The sequence below is a fragment of the Actinoallomurus acaciae genome (assembly GCF_042429965.1).
GTDB classification, from domain to species: Bacteria; Actinomycetota; Actinomycetes; order Streptosporangiales; family Streptosporangiaceae; genus Actinoallomurus; species Actinoallomurus acaciae.
Genome location: NZ_JBHLZP010000048.1, coordinates 1 through 14,835 on the forward strand (window position 1 = coordinate 1; position 14,835 = coordinate 14,835).

General features: G+C 71.0%; 17 protein-coding genes. 11 read left to right on the forward strand and 6 right to left on the reverse strand.

What is annotated here, in order from left to right:
- A partial coding sequence (locus ACFFNX_RS09350) for a thermonuclease family protein (RefSeq protein ID WP_378198108.1) occupies window positions 1-225 on the forward strand: 225 nt, incomplete at its 5' end.
- On the opposite strand, the gene ACFFNX_RS09355 is transcribed toward ACFFNX_RS09350, so the two are convergent.
- Together ACFFNX_RS09355 and ACFFNX_RS09360 are read right to left on the reverse strand one after the other, a co-directional pair.
- The gene (locus ACFFNX_RS09355; RefSeq protein WP_378198109.1) at window positions 219-581 is read right to left on the reverse strand and encodes a DsrE family protein; all 363 of its coding nucleotides are present in this window, start codon (window positions 579-581) and stop codon (window positions 219-221) included. The two genes, ACFFNX_RS09350 and ACFFNX_RS09355, sit on opposite strands and share 7 nt — an antisense overlap.
- Before the next feature lie 10 nt (window positions 582-591).
- Window positions 592-1,245, reverse strand: a complete 654-nt coding sequence (locus ACFFNX_RS09360; RefSeq protein WP_378198111.1) for a GIDE domain-containing protein — start codon at window positions 1,243-1,245, stop codon at window positions 592-594.
- A 127-nt stretch (window positions 1,246-1,372) separates the two neighbouring features.
- Between ACFFNX_RS09360 and ACFFNX_RS09365 the strand changes: the two genes are divergently transcribed.
- The 4 genes from ACFFNX_RS09365 (at window position 1,373) to ACFFNX_RS09380 (ending at window position 4,388) form a co-directional block, all read left to right on the forward strand.
- Complete coding sequence (locus tag ACFFNX_RS09365; protein WP_378198113.1) at window positions 1,373-1,858, forward strand: heme-binding beta-barrel domain-containing protein; 486 nt, start codon at window positions 1,373-1,375, stop codon at window positions 1,856-1,858.
- A 571-nt stretch (window positions 1,859-2,429) separates the two neighbouring features.
- Window positions 2,430-2,846 (forward strand): Fur family transcriptional regulator, encoded by a 417-nt coding sequence (locus tag ACFFNX_RS09370; RefSeq protein WP_329243969.1) that lies wholly within the window; start codon window positions 2,430-2,432, stop codon window positions 2,844-2,846.
- 10 nt (window positions 2,847-2,856) lie between these two features.
- Window positions 2,857-3,819: a CAF17-like 4Fe-4S cluster assembly/insertion protein YgfZ gene (gene ygfZ / locus ACFFNX_RS09375; protein WP_378198115.1), complete on the forward strand. Its 963-nt coding sequence runs from the start codon at window positions 2,857-2,859 to the stop codon at window positions 3,817-3,819.
- A 113-nt stretch (window positions 3,820-3,932) separates the two neighbouring features.
- The gene (locus ACFFNX_RS09380) at window positions 3,933-4,388 is read left to right on the forward strand and encodes a hypothetical protein (protein WP_378198117.1); all 456 of its coding nucleotides are present in this window, start codon (window positions 3,933-3,935) and stop codon (window positions 4,386-4,388) included.
- Window positions 4,389-4,403: 15 nt separating this feature from the next.
- Here the strand turns inward: ACFFNX_RS09380 and dtd are convergent, their stop codons facing one another.
- Window positions 4,404-4,838: a D-aminoacyl-tRNA deacylase gene (gene dtd / locus ACFFNX_RS09385; RefSeq protein ID WP_378198167.1), complete on the reverse strand. Its 435-nt coding sequence runs from the start codon at window positions 4,836-4,838 to the stop codon at window positions 4,404-4,406.
- An 88-nt stretch (window positions 4,839-4,926) separates the two neighbouring features.
- Here dtd and ACFFNX_RS09390 point away from each other — a divergent pair, with 88 nt between their 5' ends.
- The 4 genes from ACFFNX_RS09390 (at window position 4,927) to ACFFNX_RS09405 (ending at window position 8,684) form a co-directional block, all read left to right on the forward strand.
- Window positions 4,927-5,751: a beta-keto acid cleavage family enzyme gene (locus tag ACFFNX_RS09390; protein ID WP_378198119.1), complete on the forward strand. Its 825-nt coding sequence runs from the start codon at window positions 4,927-4,929 to the stop codon at window positions 5,749-5,751.
- Window positions 5,752-5,863: 112 nt separating this feature from the next.
- Window positions 5,864-7,321 (forward strand): protein kinase domain-containing protein, encoded by a 1,458-nt coding sequence (locus ACFFNX_RS09395; protein WP_378198121.1) that lies wholly within the window; start codon window positions 5,864-5,866, stop codon window positions 7,319-7,321.
- A gap of 192 nt (window positions 7,322-7,513) precedes the next feature.
- Window positions 7,514-7,651, forward strand: coding sequence for a hypothetical protein (locus ACFFNX_RS09400; protein WP_378198123.1), 138 nt, complete (start codon window positions 7,514-7,516; stop codon window positions 7,649-7,651).
- A gap of 109 nt (window positions 7,652-7,760) precedes the next feature.
- Window positions 7,761-8,684 carry an asparaginase gene (locus ACFFNX_RS09405; protein ID WP_378198125.1) on the forward strand — a complete coding sequence of 308 codons (924 nt, stop codon included), beginning with the start codon at window positions 7,761-7,763 and terminating at the stop codon, window positions 8,682-8,684.
- Between the two features lie 170 nt (window positions 8,685-8,854).
- Here the strand turns inward: ACFFNX_RS09405 and ACFFNX_RS09410 are convergent, their stop codons facing one another.
- Both ACFFNX_RS09410 and ACFFNX_RS09415 read right to left on the reverse strand, forming a co-directional pair.
- On the reverse strand, window positions 8,855-9,136 hold the full coding sequence (locus ACFFNX_RS09410; protein WP_378198127.1) for a hypothetical protein: 282 nt from the start codon (window positions 9,134-9,136) through the stop codon (window positions 8,855-8,857).
- Between the two features lie 159 nt (window positions 9,137-9,295).
- Window positions 9,296-10,954 carry a DUF2207 domain-containing protein gene (locus ACFFNX_RS09415; RefSeq protein WP_378198130.1) on the reverse strand — a complete coding sequence of 553 codons (1,659 nt, stop codon included), beginning with the start codon at window positions 10,952-10,954 and terminating at the stop codon, window positions 9,296-9,298.
- A 286-nt stretch (window positions 10,955-11,240) separates the two neighbouring features.
- Between ACFFNX_RS09415 and ACFFNX_RS09420 the strand changes: the two genes are divergently transcribed.
- The gene (locus ACFFNX_RS09420; RefSeq protein ID WP_378198132.1) at window positions 11,241-12,086 is read left to right on the forward strand and encodes a neutral zinc metallopeptidase; all 846 of its coding nucleotides are present in this window, start codon (window positions 11,241-11,243) and stop codon (window positions 12,084-12,086) included.
- Window positions 12,087-12,096: 10 nt separating this feature from the next.
- The gene (locus ACFFNX_RS09425) at window positions 12,097-13,494 is read left to right on the forward strand and encodes a serine hydrolase domain-containing protein (RefSeq protein ID WP_378198134.1); all 1,398 of its coding nucleotides are present in this window, start codon (window positions 12,097-12,099) and stop codon (window positions 13,492-13,494) included.
- 59 nt (window positions 13,495-13,553) lie between these two features.
- Here the strand turns inward: ACFFNX_RS09425 and ACFFNX_RS09430 are convergent, their stop codons facing one another.
- Entirely contained in the window at window positions 13,554-14,819 is a 1,266-nt protein-coding gene (locus ACFFNX_RS09430; protein WP_378198136.1) for an MFS transporter, read from the reverse strand.
- Window positions 14,820-14,835 lie beyond the last annotated feature (16 nt).

Genomic DNA, 14,835 nt, shown 5'->3' on the forward strand with positions numbered 1-14,835 from the left:
GACGTCCGGCCGCGCGACCGGTACGGGCGACGGCTGCTCTACCTATGGACGGGCCGAGGCGTCTTCGTCAACGCCGCACTCGTACGGATCGGGTTCGCACGGGCCCTCGCCGTGCCACCGGACACCGGGCGCGCGGCCGTCCTGCGCGACGCCGAAGAGGCGGCCCGGCGCGGGCACGCCGGACTGTGGCACGCGGCCCCGGCCGGGTGCGCTCCGCGTCAGTAGACGAGCGCCTGCACGCCCTCGGTGGTGATCTCTTCGACGAACGTCGGGGCGCCCGCGATGCGGACGCCCGGCAGCACCTCGTCGTCGGTGATGTCGCGTCGCGCGGCGCACTGGGTGCAGACCGTGACCTGGGCGGAGGAGAGCAGGATGCCGAGCAGGTCCTCCAACGGGGTCGCGTGCGGGAGCTCGAACTCCTTGGCCCGGCCGGGCAGGGCGAACCACGACGACTCTCCGGTCAGCCAGAGAGACACCCTCACCCCGCTCGCCACGGCGGCCGCCGCGACCGTAAAGGCCTGGTTGCATCGTTCGGGCGCCTCTGCGCCCGCCGTCACCTTGATCACGAGTGATCGTGTCATATCCGGCAGACTAGTCCTGTCCGGTGGCGACCCGCATCGCCGAGGTGCGCGTGATGATGAACGGCTGCATCGAAGGCTTGCCGATCACCAGGTCACCGAGCTCCGTACGCGCCTGGCCGACGACGTACACCGGATCGTCGACGGCGACGACGTGCTCCTCGACGAGGAAACCGACGGTGCGGTCGCGGTGCCGGGGGCGCAGCCGGTCGCCGAGCATCGCGGTGAGGCGGGCGGCGAGCGCGCCGCTCGGATTGTCCTCGAACTCGGAGAACACCGGGTCGCCGAGCTCCAGAGCGGCACCGCGCGGATCGACGCGTACGGCCGCGGTGGCGCCGGTCACGTGCAGAGGGCCGCTGAACCGCTGGGCGACCCGGACGTCACGGATGACGTCGGTCGGGCCGAGCGGGCCGGGCCGCCACGCGCGGTAGCGCTCGTACACCGTGACCGCGTACCAGGCACAGGCGCGGCCGGACAGCGGCGCACTGGTCGGGCCGCCCGGCCCCGCCGTGACGCGCCCATCGATCTCACGCAGGCCCGTGGTGTCACCGGTGATCGGCTCGGCCTTGTGGATCACCCGTCGCCGACGTGCCGTGCCGACCTTCTTCGACACCACGCCGGCACTCGCCTCGAGCCCGGCGGACAGCAAAGTCATGAGCGCGTACAACCGTTGTCCTCCTCGACCTTAGGAAGATCAGACGTGACGCCGACCGGATCGGTTCAGTTCACCGGTGAAGTCCTGATCGCGGATTTGATCAGGCTATCGCGCGCAAACCCGACTACGCTGGCCGTACATGGAGCCTGAGCTGCACCCCGACCTCGAGCCGCTGAAGTTCCTCCTCGGAGACTGGGAGGGCGCGGGGGTCGGTGGTTACCCCAATATCGAGAGCTTCCGCTTCGGGCAGGAGATCTCGTTCCGTCATATCGGCAAGCCCTACCTCACTTACACCAGCCGCACGTGGCGCCTTGACGACGAGGGCAACCTCGGCGCACCGCTGGCGCAGGAGAGCGGTTACTGGCGCGCCCACTCGGGCGGACGGATCGAGCTGGTGCTGGCGCACCCGACCGGCATCGCCGAGATCTACATCGGCGAGGTGATCGGCACGCGGGTCGAACTGCGCACCGACGTGGTCGCCCGCACCGAGACCGCCAAGGAGTACACGGCAGGCCACCGCCTGTACGGCCTCATCGGCGAGGACCTCGGGTACGCCTACGACATGGCGGCGGAGGGCCAGAGCCTGCAGTCCCACCTGTCCGCGCAGCTCAAACGCGTCGCGTAAGCCGCGCAACGGAGACCGGCCGCATGGGGAGGCCGACCTCGAGTCATCCACAGGCCACGCGAAGCCTTCCCTGAGCCGATGCGCTGGCTGGACAATGGAAGTGGGGTGGCCCCCCAGGGAGGGCGGGCCCTGTTCTCGGGCCCTGTTCTCGGGCCCTGTTCTCGGGCCCTGTTCTCGGGCCCTGTTCTCGGGCCCTGTTCTCGGGCCCTGTTCTCGGGCCCTGTTCTCGGGCCTGGGGCGTCGGCGTACAGGGGCTGAAAGAAGGCGGGCATGAAACGACCCCCGGGCTGCTCCTGCCGGAGCAGGGGTCGACAGGACTGGGTCGACCGGCCACGGGGGTCGGGTGTCTGCCTGGAATTCGCCGGCCGCGTCCTCGGCCGGTTGCCTACCTCCGATGAGGAGGCGTAGGCGGGACGGCGACTAGCGGACAGCCACCTCACGAGTCCTCGTACTATGCATACTTTCGGACCACCTCCTTTCCCGCTTATCCCGCACGCTAGATCAGCGTGCGCACCGAAGCAAGTGGGTTTTCGGCCGGTATCAGTCCGGAGCGGCGGCATAGACTCGAGCCGTGACGGAACTCTGGCATAAGGAGCTGCGAGCGCGGGGCTACCGCGTGACGCCCCAGCGCCAGCTTGTGCTGGAGGCGGTGACGGCGCTGAGTCACGCGACTCCGGAGGAGATCTGCGCCGAGGTGCAGCGCACCGCGCGCGGGGTCAACATCTCCACGATCTACCGCACGCTCGAACTGCTTGAGCAGCTCGACCTGGTCAAGCACACCCATCTGGGGCACAAGCCGCCGACGTACCATCTCGCCGCCGAGGCCGAGCACGTTCACCTGGTGTGCCGCGGATGCGAGGCGGTCTACGACGTGGACCCCTCCGTGGCGGACGGTCTGGTCGAGCGGCTGGAGGACGACTTCGGCTTCGAGACCGACGTGCAGCACCTCACCGTCTACGGGCGCTGCCGCGACTGCCGCAAGACGTAGTCTTTCGGGTATGGAAAGCCCGCTGCTGAGCACCCCCGGGGCCGTACCGGCCGATTCACCCGACGCGCAGGTCGCGGCGCACTACGGCGAACCCTCCGCCGAGCAACGGGCGCTCGCGACGGGTGCCGCCGTGGTCGACCGCAGCAACCGTGGCGTCGTACGCGTGGCCGGCGCCGACCGGCTGCGGTTCCTGCACAGTCTCACCAGTCAGCACCTCGAGGCGCTGGCCCCGCACACGCCCGTCGAAGCGCTCCTGCTCAGCCCCCACGGCCATGTTGAGCACCACATGGCCCTGGTCGACGACGGCGAGGCGGTCTGGGCGCACGTCGAGCCCGGCACGGCCGCGGGGCTCGCGGAGTTCCTCGACCGCATGCGGTTCCTGATGCGCGTCGAGGTCACCGACGAGACCGCCTCGTACGCCGTGGTCACGCTCGCCGGCGTCGCGCCGCCCGAGGACGCGCTCGTCACGACGGACGGCCTGATCGTGCCGCGCAACACGCTCGAACGTGACTGGCACGCGCGTCTCGCCGGCCTGTGGGCGTATGAGGCGCTGCGGATCGCCGCGCACCGACCGCGGTTCGGCCTGGACACCGACCACCGCACCATCCCGCACGAGGCCGGCTGGATCGACGTCGCCGTGCACCTCGACAAGGGCTGCTACCGGGGCCAGGAGACGGTCGCACGGGTGCAGAACCTCGGTCGTCCGCCGCGCCGCCTGGTCTTCCTCCACCTCGACGGGAGCGTCGACCACCTGCCCGCGCACGGCGACCCGATCGAGTTCGGCGGGCGTACGGTCGGGTTCGTCGGCTCCGCCGCCCGGCACTACGAGTTCGGGCCGATCGCGCTCGGCATGGTGAAACGGAACATTCCGGTCGAGGAGACGCTGCTCGCCGGGGGCGTGGCCGCATCACAGGAGGTCATCGTCTCGCCGGATACCGGATCCACCGCCAAGATTGACCTTCGTCGCCGATAATGCCGATAAACCACAGCAGAACAAGATCATAACGGGCGGCGCTCATGGGAAGGTTCTCTTCGTCGGATGGTGCACCGGATGGTGCGCAGGCGACCTCGGCGAGGAAAGGGAACATGGGGCGACGGCGGCGTCGGTGGCGGGAGCCCGTCTACATCTGGTGGGTGGCGATCGCCGCCCTACTGATCGCGTCCGTGCTGATGAGCGCGTGGCGGCTCGCGCTCCTGGCTCTGCTGATGTGGTGCGTGTACGAGTTCGCGCTGAACCCGACGGTGTGCCGGGTGATGACGCGGCAGGGGTTCGCCTGCCACGAGCCGGTGCGCGGGCGGCTGTTCGCCTGCTCGTCCGCGCACCAGCGGGTGAAGAACGAAGCGATATGGCGTGCCAGCGGCCTGCCCAACCCGTTCGCCCGCGCCGTCTCTCAGGACCCGAACCGGGACACCGGGGTGGTGGTCTACTCGCCCGACGTACGCGCGCGGCTGGCGCAGAACGACCGGATCATCCTGACGATCGCGGGGGTCGCGAGCCTGGTGACCGTCATCACCGCCGTGGTCGGCATCGTGAGCCTCTGACCGGCGGGAGGCCGCTCAGACCTCCAGGATGAGGGTGATCGGGCCGTCGTTGGTCAGCGTGACCTTCATGTCGGCGCCGAACCGGCCGGTCTCGACGCGTGCGCCCAGGCGCCGCAGGGCCGCGACGACCTCGTCGACGAGCGGTTCGGCGACCGGCCCGGGCGCGGCGGCGATCCAGGACGGCCGGCGGCCCTTGCGCGTGTCGCCGTACAGCGTGAACTGACTGATCACGAGGAGCGGCGCGCCGAGGTCGGAGCAGGACGCCTCGGCCTGCGGCCCGTCGAAGACGCGCAGACCCCAGAGCTTGGCGGCGAGCCTGGCCGCGTGCGCGGGCGTGTCGTCGTGGGTCACGCCGACGAGGACCATGAGGCCCGGTTCGTCGATCGCCCCCACGACCTCACCGCCGACGGAGACGCTCGCCCGACTCACCCTCTGCACCACCGCTCGCACGAACCGCATTCTGCCTCATTCGCGCCCACCGCGATAATTACGAAGATTTTCTCGCCAAGCCGGTCGTCTGCTTGAAATCATGTTGTTCATGGTCAGCACACTGATAACCGTTGCGCCCACCGGCGCCGAGGCCGACAAGCTCGCCGCGACGGCGCTTCCGGTGACGCTCGAGGAGCTGGTCCAGACGGCGAAGGAGTGCGAGGAGTCCGGCGCGGCCGTCATCCACGTCCACATCCGCGACGCCGACGCCCGGCCGACGCTCGACCCGGCGCGGCTGCGCGACACGGTGGCCGCCCTGCGAGAGAGCACCGGCCTGATCGTGCAGCTGTCCACCGGCGGAGCGGTCACCGACCCGTACGAGCACCGGCTGAAGGTCCTCGACGCCCTGCCGGACGCCTGCTCGCTCACCTGCGGCACGGTCAACTTCGGCGACGACGTGTTCATGAACCCCTGGCCGTTCATGGCCGAGCTGTACCAGCTCACGCAGGCCAGGGAGGTCGTGCCGGAGTTCGAGCTGTTCGACCTCGGTCACGTCGCCGCGCTGCATCGCCTGCTCGACACCTACGGCGCGCCGTACGGCGGCCACGTCCACTGTGACCTTGTCATGGGCGTGCCGGGCGGCATGCCGGGGGACACCCGGTCGCTGGTGGCCGCGGTCGCGGCGCTGCCCGAGGGTGCCACGTGGTCGGCGACGGGCATCGGCCGTACGAGCCTTCCGGTGATGTACGCGGCCCTGTCGGCCGGAGGTCATCTGCGGGTCGGCATGGAGGACACGCTGACGTACGCCAAGGGGCAGCCGGTGACGTCCAACGCCCAGCTCGTCGACCGTGCGGTGACTCTGACGAAGATCGCTCAGCGGACACCGATGTCGCCGGTGGAGGCGCGGTCGTTCCTCGGCATCAAGGGATCGTGACGTTTGGTTACGTTGCACGTCATTTGCGTCAAACGGCAAGAAACTTGAAATTGATCGCATAACGAACACTCCGGGCGAGTCGGTGACCACTCTGTGTAGGGTCATCCGGACCATGGTCAACAACGAAGAGGCTCCGCCGGAGAAGCTGGGACCATACCGTCGGCTGACCCGGCTCGGGTCCGGCGGTATGGGAGTGGTCTATCGCGCGGTCGACCCGGCCGGCCGGGATGTCGCGATCAAGGTGCTCAGGCCGGCGCTGGCGGCCGACCCGAGGGCGCGGCAGCGGCTCGCACGAGAGATCGACACGATGAGGCGGGTGCGCAGCCCGCACGTGGCCGAGGTCATCGACGGTGACGTGACCGCCGTCCGCCCCTTCGTGGTGACGCGCTTCATCGAGGGCCGGCAGCTCGACGAGGTGGTCGCCGAGGGCGGACCGTTGCGCGGGGACGCGCTGCGACGGCTCGCGCTGGGCCTGGCCAGGGCTCTCGTGGCGATCCACCAGGCCGGGGTCGTCCACCGCGACCTCAAACCGAGCAACACGATGATGGTCGGGGGCGAACCGGTCGTCATCGACTTCGGAATCGCGCAGTCCGCCGACTCCGCGCGGCTCACCCAGACCGGCATGGTCACCGGCACCCCCGCGTACATGGCGCCGGAGGTCTTCGACGACCGGCCGCCGTCGCCCGCCACGGACGTGCACGCCTGGGCCGTCACCGTCGCGTTCGCCGCCACCGGCCGCCCGCCCTACGGGACCGGCAATCTCCAGTCCATCATCCTCAACGTCGTGGAGGGCAGGGCGGACCTGGAAGGGGTTCCGCCATGGCTGCTGCCCCTCCTGCGTCCGGCGCTGAACCGGGACCCGGCGCGGCGGCCGAGCGCCGCGGCGCTGGTCGAGGCGGTGGCGGCCCTGGGAGGCGGCACGACCCTCACGGCGGAGGACGTAGAGACGCGGGCCATGCCGCCGCAGGGGGACCCGCCGCCCCGGCCCACCTCGACGCGTCCGTCCACGCTGCCGGAGCAGCGGTATGCCCCCGCGCACCCGGAGCGATATCCCACCGGCCCCCGCGGGCCCCATCATTCGTCACCGCCGCCCTCGGGGCTCCGGCACGGCGAGCGATCGCGACGGAAATGGCCGCTGGCCGTCGCCGGGGTCGTGCTGGTGGCCGGAGTCGTCGCGGGCGGCGTCGCGTTGCAGGGCATGGTCACGCACGGGACCGCGACCGCGCACGACCTCCCCGCGTCGACACCCTCGTCCGGAGCCTCGCACCGGCACTCCGTGCCGGGTGAGACGGCACCGTGGAGTCCGGCCGACGGTCATGACGGAACGTCGCCGCCGGACGTGCCGTCGCATCCGGGGACACGGCACACACCGGCCACGACGTCGACGCCCCAGCGGCCACGGACGCACCCCAGCACGACCCGGCCGACGTCGTCCGAGCCTCCTCGGGTCGTCACGGCGGGGGCGTTCTGCTCACCGGAGGGCGCGACGGGGGTCACGAGCGCGGGAACGCCGATGACCTGCGTTCGCAAGGAGGGCGAGGACCAGGCACGCTGGCGCCAGACCGGGTGACGCCCGCGCCGTGATCCCGATCCGACGGGGCGGATAGGCTGAGACTCGCCCGAATATCGTCCTGCCACGGCGAACGCCCCAGCCATTGAGGCCGCGACGGCCCTGGCGGGGGCCGTCAAGGGGGAAGGCCAACGAAAGGTCGAAGCCGGTGGCCTGCTCTCCGGGCCCGTCTGGCTGAAGGGAGGCGGCGGCGTGTGGACGGTCGACTGCGCTCCGGCCCTCGACGCCGCGGTGGGCGATGTCGAGGGCTGCGACGTGGTCCGCGTGGAACCCGCCCGCCGGTTCGGCTCGTCACGGCCGGTGCAGGGCGCATGCATCAACCTGTCGTGACCGTGACGGTGCACACGGCCACCCGGCATTCTTCCGTGGCTTCACCATCCTGGAAGGAGGAGGCGCTTCCTCTCCGGCACGAACGCCGGGGTCCCCGCGCCGAGAACAGATGAATCCGGTCCTCGTCGAGGTGGAACGCTCCGGCTTCGTGGAGTCGCGGCATCGCGGCTCCGTGATCGCTCTGGACGCCGACGGCGCCCCGGCGCTGAGTCTCGGCGATCCGGACGAACCCGTCTTCCCCCGGTCGGCGAACAAGCCGCTGCAGGCGGTCGCGATGGTGCGGCACGGCCTCGGCCTGGAGAACGAACTGCTCGCGCTCGCGGCGGCCAGTCACTCGGGTGAGGACTTCCACGTCGAGGGGGCACAGAAGATCCTCGCCGGGGCGGGCCTCACCGCCGACGCGCTGCGGTGCCCGGCCCAGTGGCCGCTCGACATCGAGCTCGCCGTCGTACGGGAGAGGTCGCGGCTGAGGATGAACTGCTCGGGCAAGCACGCGGCGATGCTCGCGACCTGCGTGATCAACGGCTGGCCCACCGAGTCGTACCTGTCGCCGGAGCATCCGTTGCAGGTCGCGGTGGGTGAGACGGTGGCGGAGCTGACCGGCGAAGAGATCGTCGCCACGGGCGTCGACGGCTGCGGGGCGCCGCTGTTCGCGGTCGGGCTGACCGGGCTGGCCCGCGCGTTCCACGCCCTGGTCCGCGCCGAGTCCGCCACGCCGGAACGGCGGGTCGCGGACGCGATGCGGGCGTACCCGGAGTGGACGTCGGGCACCGATCGTGAGGAGCGCCGCCTCATGGACGCGGTGCCGGGCCTGCTGGTCAAGTGCGGCGCGGAGGGCATCGACGCGTTCGCCCTCGCGGACGGCCGCGCGGGCGCCATCAAGATCGACGACGGCGCGATGCGGGCCCGCACGCCGGTCACGGTGGCGACGCTGCGGGCGCTGGGCGTGGACGGCGCGCTCGGCGAACTGTCCACCCTGCCGGTTCACGGCGGTGACGCGGTGGTCGGCGAAATCCGCGCGGTCGGTTTTTAGTCACCGGCATCTTGTCAAGGTGATCCGGGCGCCGTGATGAACCGGCGCCCGGTCGGAGGGGATCAACCGCCCGAGTGGTGCGGCAGGGCCGATGGTTGTTCGCCTTTCACACCCATGGAATTTCCGCCGGCCCTTGTCCCTGGCTTCGCCGAATCCGTGACCGCCCCGCGTCAGTACCGGTGGAAGTGGCGGTGGTGCCGGTGGTGCCGGAAGTGGCGACGATGACGCCGGTGGTGGCGGCGGTGGCGGTAACGACGCCGGTGGTGGTCCGAGGCGACTGTTCGCGCGCTGGTGGACGTCGTCTGCTGAACGCTGGCCGGGGCCATGCCGGCGGTCGCGGTGGGCGTGATCGGGGCGATGTCTTCCATGGCGTACGCGGGCGTGCTCGCGATCAGGGCGCCGGCTGTCGCTATGGTGACGAGGCCGGCGGCGGCGCTAAGCTTTTTTCGCACATCGTCTCCCTTGGTTGCCGGGAATTGGCACGAGAAACTTCGGCTATCGGCTCTCTCGTGATCCTCTACAGTTCCAGTATCCCGGTGCACCATCCGCGTCGCACAATGCGCGGGTAAGGTCATCACAAAGCCGGGCATTTCCGGCCTTTGACTCACCTGTCAGGACAGAGTTCTGAACTGCCGTGACGCCGAGATGGCACCGGACGTCGCCAGCGTGAAGCTCCGCATCGACTCCGCGAAGTTGGACAGGTCCCACTCGGCCGGGCCCTCGTACCAGTAGAGGTTGTCGGCCCGCTCGCCCTCGCCGCCGACGTCGGCGACGGTCCCGGCCCAGCGGGCCACGGAGTCGAACACCACCGCGTACGGCAGGTAGCGGGAGAACATCGCGACCCGGTCGCCTGACGGCGCGTCGGTCGTCTCGCCGCGGTACAGGTACGCGCGAAAGCCCAGCGTGTGCGCCAGTACGGTCGCCCCGCGCGTGGTCTTGGCGGGCATGTACTGTCCGCCGATGGCCAGCGCCGCTCCCGCGATGACCAGCGCCAGGCCGATGAGTGCCAGGTTCGTGTACAGCGCCAGGGCGATCGTGCCGATGACGCCGAGACCCGCGAGGAGGGTGCCGGCGGTGGTCCAGCGGGTGCGCTCGGAGTCCGGCCGCCGCGTGAACCACCCCTGCCGTACGACGTCCTCGTACAGGGCCCCGCGCACCGCCGCGAGCTGGTCCGCGAACGTGCCGCCCAGCTCCGACAGCCGGATCACGTCGCGGCCGGCGAACAGGGCGTCGTAGAGCACCCGCTCGTACGGCATCAGCGCGTCGGCCGGCCGGTCCAGCCGCCGCAGCTGCCAGTCGAGCCGTCCGTACGTCTCACGGGGCAGTTCCTCGATCAGCAGGTAGCGTCGTACCGCGAGATCGATGATCGTGGCGGTGACGTCGATGACGTCGGCCTGCTCGTCGATGAGCGTGCCGATCTGACCGGGCCGCACGCCGTCCGGCGGCGAGAACTCCCCGTGGTCGAGCGGCGCGTGGTCGCCCTCGGCCGCCTTCTTGTTGACGATGCGCGCGTCCCGGCCGCGGGTGGAGTACAGCAGGGCGACGCCGCCGAGCAGCAGCACGAGCAGGCCGACCAGGGTCGCACCCGTGACGGCGTTGACCGTGAACGCCGTCGCCAGCGTGTGCCGCTGGTCGTACGCCGGAGTGCCGGACGTCGTGCCGGGCGGGTAGCCGATCACGATGGTCAGGTACTCGCCGGGCTGCAGGTTCTCCTGCCGGAACTCCGCCTGAACGTGCGAGTGGTTGGTGAAGAACTGCGTGCAGCCGACCGTGCTGTCCAGGTCGCCGGCGAAGCAGTTGAGGTCCTGCACCGCGGCGCCGCCCTCGACGGTCACCTGGGTCTGCGCGACCGGGACGTTCCAGCCGCCCGCGGCGATCCAGTCGAGCTGCTGGCGCTCCCGCATCGGCGTCATCGTGCCGTGCACGGCGTAGGTCAGCGTGACGGTGCGCCGGCCGGAACCCCCGCCGCCCGACGGCGTGAGGATCGTGCGGTCGCCGTCGACGGTCACCGTGCCGCCGTGGACGTCACCGATGTCGAACCGCCGGTCCCGGCGGTCGTCGACGTGCTTGAGGCGGACGAGGGAGCGCTTCACCCCCGTGCCCTCGAACGTCACGGTCTCCTTGGCGTGCAGGACCCCGTCGTCCGTCGTGGTCAGGGTGACGTTGTCGGAGATGACCTGGCCCGACGGGCCCGCGTGTGCGGGAGCCGCACAGGTGAGGAGCCCGCCGATGGCGGCGGCGATGGTGAGAAGCCGGGTCCGTACCAGCATGGGCGCACAGCGTACCGGGGAACTCCGGAGTCCATACAGGGATGACCTGCGCGGGTAGGCCGTGATGCATTTTTTCCCTGCTATGCGATGATTCTGGTCGCGGTCACGCCCTGCTCGTACGGGACCTGGGCACGACGGGGACGGCCGCGAGGAAGGACGAGAGCGAGTGGCAGATCCTCGCCGATCGCCTTCGCAGAGTGGCCCGGCGTCCGGCCAGCCGTCCGCGCAGGCACCGGACTACGGTTACCACCGGCCTGTCCGCCGACCGCGGCGTACGACGACAGGCGTGGTCCTCGCCACTCTCGGCGGTGTCGCGGCGCTGTTCGTCGTGGCGGTCCTCGGGTACGCGCTGGCCGGCCCCGGTTCGAAGGCGGGCGCCGGAGACGACGCGACACGTCTGCGGTCGGGCAGCAAGGCCGCAGCCCTCTCCGGCCCCCTGTACGGCAGCGGGGCCCTCTCCAAGATCAAGTGTCGGCTGCCCAAGATCACCGAGCACGACGAGGCGTCGATGCGGCGGTTCCTCGACACCCTGTCGGACTGCCTGGACCAGGCGTGGGAGCGGCAGTTCGCCAAGGCCGGCGTCCAGGGCTTCACCGCGCCGCAGCGCGTCTTCTGGAGCCTGCCGGGCAGCAGCCCGTGCGGCTCGTACCCCGCGCCCGGCGCGTCGGCGTTCTACTGCCCGGCCAACGACACGATGTACGTCGGCCTGAGCAACGTCGTGGACACCGCGGGCGGCGAGCCGGTGTCGCACTACGCGGTGTACGCCCGCGTCATCGCGCACGAGTACGGTCACCACGTGCAGGAGGACGCGGGGATCCTGGAGTACGGCCACCAGCTCATGGCCTCGGGCGGCACCGACGCCCGCGCCGAGACGAGCCGGCGGATCGAGTTGCAGGCGCAGTGCTTCGCGGGCGCCTTCCTGTCCGCCGAGCGCCGCACACTGCCGATGACCCACGCGCAGTACGAGGCGATGATCGACGACAACCGTGCGCGCGGCGACGACGAGTCACGGCCTGACCTGCACGACCATGGTTCCGGGCGGCACTACGCCGGCTGGGTGGTGCGCGGCTATCGTCAGGGCGTGCTGTCGGCGTGCAACACCTGGACGGTCTCGGCCGCCGACGTTTCGTGAAGGGGAACGGATGACCGAAGACGTCGACGCGCTGCTCGGCTCGGTGGTGGACGAGGGCGCCGCCCTGGGGATCGGCTACGGCGTGGTGGACCGTACGGGCCTCGTGCACGCGGCCGGCCGCGGTGTGATCAGCGAGGGAGGACCACGTCCGGACCCGTCGACGGCGTTCCGCATCGCGTCGATGTCCAAGAGCTTCACCGCCGCCGCGGTCATGCTGCTGGCCGAGCGCGGCGCGCTGAACCTGGCCGATCCGGTGATCCGCCACGTGCCGGAGTTCGCCGCCGTACGGCTGCCGACGTCGGACTCCCCGCAGGTCACCGTCGAGATGCTGCTGTCGATGTCGGGCGGGCTGCCCACCGACGACCCGTGGGCGGACCGGCAGGAGTCGATGAGCCGGGAGGAGTTCGCGCGGCTCCTGACGAGCGGTGTCCGTTTCATCGGCACCCCGGGCACCGGCTACGAGTACTCCAACCTCGGGTACGCCCTCCTGGGCCGCGTGGTCGAGGCCGCCTCGGGGGAGTGCTTCCACGGGTTCGTGCGGGACCACCTGATCCAACCGCTGGGGCTGACCTCGACCGGCTACGACACATCAGTGAAGGCCCCGGGCGGCGTCGCGACCGGCCACGTACGGCTCGACGGGCGATGGGAGGCGCTGCCGTTCACCGAGCCGGGCGTGTTCTCGGCCATGGGCGGGCTGTTCAGCACGGTCGAGGACCTGGCCGTGTGGGTGCGCTGGCTCGCCGACGCGTTCCCGGCCCGCGACGGCGAGGACCCCGGCCCGCTGAGCCGCGCGTCGCGCCGCGCGATGCAGCAGGTCCAGCGCGCCCGTCCACCGGCGCCCGGCGGCGGGAACGCTCCGGTCGGCTACGGCTACGGCCTGGTGATCCACCACGAGCCGGAGTGGGGGACCGTCGTCTCGCACAGCGGCGGGTACCCGGGCTTCGGCTCGCACATGCGCTGGCACCCCGGCACCGGTCTCGGCGTCATCGCGCTGACGAACGCCCGCTACGTCTCGGCCCGCCCGAAGGTGGAGGAGGCGCTGCGGGCGGTCCTCGCGGACGCCGGCGGCCGGCAGGGCCCGGCGGAATTGTGGCCCGAGACGTCGGAGGCGAAGGCCGTCGTCGAGCGGCTGCTGCGGGAGTGGGACGGCGCGCTGGCCGGCGCCTGGCTGGCCGAGAACGTGGCGATGGACCTCGACCTGGTGCGCCGCCGGAGCCGGATCGAGAAGCTGGTCCAGGACGTCGGCCCGCTGCTGGAGCCGTCGGACGCGCTGCTCGACACCGACTCTCCGGCACACGCGGTGTGGGAGGTCAGGGGCGCACGCGGAGCGCTGCGCTGCGAGATCCGGCTCAGCCCCCAGAACCCCCCGAGGATCCAGACCCTGAGCGTCCGGCGGGCCGGCGCATGACGCCGTAGGGCGTTAGGGAACCGGCTGGAGGCGGCGCTCCGGCGTGGCAGACCGCGCCGTCAGGCGCGCGAACGTGAGGTGACCTCCCGGGGCCGATCGCCGCCGGGGCCGCACGCCGGTGGCCGCCTGCGCGCGTGTGTGAACCGGGCCGCCGCCGCGGTGACGACCATGCCTGCGGCGGTGGCCCCGCCGAGCGTCATGACCGCATTCAGGGACATGCGGTCCACGATGAGGCCGCCGACCAGGGCGCCGGTCGACAGCGTCGCCTGAAACGACGCCGTGAACAGCACTGAGGCGGCCTCCGGCGCGTGCGGGGCCGCCTTGACGAACCAGGTCTGAGAACACACCGGAACGGCGCCGTAACCGGCACCCCAGACGATCAGGAGCGCGGCGGCGCCCAGGTCCCATCGGCCGAGAAACGGAAGCGTCAGCGTGGCCAGGGTGATCAGGCTCCCCGCGACGCAGAAGGCGGCGTGCGGGTGGCGAGCGACGGCCGTACCCGCCAGGAAGTTGCCGACGATGCCCGCGCCGCCGTAGGCCAGCAGGAAGACCGTGATCAGTCCCGGGGAGGCATGGGTGACTCCTTCCAGGAAGGGCGTCACATAGGTGTAGGTGCCGAAGTGCGCGAGCACGACGAGAACGGTCACCGACAGCGCGAATCGGGTGTCGACGCTGCGGATCATGCCGCCCAGCAGGCGGAGGCGGGTGACCTGCCGGGCGGGCAACGGGGGCAGCAGCACGGCGAGTGCGATGAGCACGGCCACGGACAGCAGGCCCAACGCCACGAAACTGACCCGCCACCCCTCCAGATCGCCGATCAGGGTTCCCAGCGGCACGCCGAGAACCGACCCCAGCGGAACGGCCGAGAAGATGACCGCCGTCGCCCGCCGCGTGGACCGCGCCGGAACGAGGCGGCCGGCCAGTCCCGCGCCGATCGACCAGAAGCCGCCGATGACGATCCCGACGAGAACGCGCGAGACGAGCACCGCCCAGTACGCCGGGGCGGCGGCCGCGATGAAGTTCGCCGACGCCAGCAGGAACACGAAGGCGCACAGCATCGACCGCCGGTCGATTCGTGCGGTCGCGACGGTGATCGTGGGCGCGCAGACCGCTGCCAGACAGCCGGGCATGGTCATCATCAGGCCGGCCGTTCCGTCGGAGACGGTGAAGCTGGAGCCGATGGAGGTCAGCAGCCCGATCGGCAGGATCTCGGTGGTGACGATCGAGAAGATGCCCATCGTCACGGCCAGCACCGCGAGCCAGCTGATCGGTCCCGGTCGGTTCGGCGTGGCGGGGACTCCCGCCGACGTGGTGAGTGCGGACATCGATTCCGTCCTGTGT

Excerpts from the sequence above, each read along its gene's own strand:
- ACFFNX_RS09355 (WP_378198109.1), bottom strand. The coding sequence starts at position 581 with ATGACACGATCACTCGTGATCAAGGTGACGGCGGGCGCAGAGGCGCCC.
- ACFFNX_RS09365 (WP_378198113.1), top strand. The coding sequence starts at position 1,373 with ATGGAGCCTGAGCTGCACCCCGACCTCGAGCCGCTGAAGTTCCTCCTC.
- ygfZ (WP_378198115.1), top strand. The coding sequence starts at position 2,857 with ATGGAAAGCCCGCTGCTGAGCACCCCCGGGGCCGTACCGGCCGATTCA.
- ACFFNX_RS09380 (WP_378198117.1), top strand. The coding sequence starts at position 3,933 with ATGGGGCGACGGCGGCGTCGGTGGCGGGAGCCCGTCTACATCTGGTGG.
- ACFFNX_RS09390 (WP_378198119.1), top strand. The coding sequence starts at position 4,927 with ATGGTCAGCACACTGATAACCGTTGCGCCCACCGGCGCCGAGGCCGAC.
- ACFFNX_RS09395 (WP_378198121.1), top strand. The coding sequence starts at position 5,864 with ATGGTCAACAACGAAGAGGCTCCGCCGGAGAAGCTGGGACCATACCGT.
- ACFFNX_RS09405 (WP_378198125.1), top strand. The coding sequence starts at position 7,761 with ATGAATCCGGTCCTCGTCGAGGTGGAACGCTCCGGCTTCGTGGAGTCG.
- ACFFNX_RS09415 (WP_378198130.1), bottom strand. The coding sequence starts at position 10,954 with ATGCTGGTACGGACCCGGCTTCTCACCATCGCCGCCGCCATCGGCGGG.
- ACFFNX_RS09425 (WP_378198134.1), top strand. The coding sequence starts at position 12,097 with ATGACCGAAGACGTCGACGCGCTGCTCGGCTCGGTGGTGGACGAGGGC.
- ACFFNX_RS09430 (WP_378198136.1), bottom strand. The coding sequence starts at position 14,819 with ATGTCCGCACTCACCACGTCGGCGGGAGTCCCCGCCACGCCGAACCGA.